1 tRNA gene and 1 rRNA gene are annotated in these 227 nt (G+C 56.8%); both read left to right on the top strand.

Annotated features, from left to right (window positions below):
• Positions 1-103: ribosomal RNA gene (rrf, locus tag H6A32_RS16155) — 5S ribosomal RNA — on the top strand; the annotation flags it as partial.
• Between the two features lie 44 nt (positions 104-147).
• Positions 148-221 (top strand) — tRNA-Ile (locus H6A32_RS16150).
• The last annotated feature ends 6 nt before the right edge of the window (positions 222-227 follow it).

The raw sequence follows: 227 nt of genomic DNA, 5'->3' as shown, positions 1-227 counted from the left end.
CCTGGGGGAAACACCCGTACCCATCCCGAACACGATGGTTAAGCCCCAGACGGCCGATGGTACTGCACTGGAGACGGTGTGGGAGAGCAGGTGGCCGCCAGCTCCAAAAAAGAAGAAACCGGCGGAAGCCGTTTTCATATAAAGTGTGGGCTTATAGCTCAGCCGGTTAGAGCGCACGCCTGATAAGCGTGAGGTCGGTGGTTCGAGTCCACTTAAGCCCATCACAA

The organism is Drancourtella massiliensis (assembly GCF_016900655.1).
GTDB lineage: Bacteria > Bacillota > Clostridia > Lachnospirales > Lachnospiraceae > Sellimonas > Sellimonas catena.
Note: the sequence above shows the minus strand (reverse complement) of the source record. Positions and strands in the feature narration are given on the sequence as shown.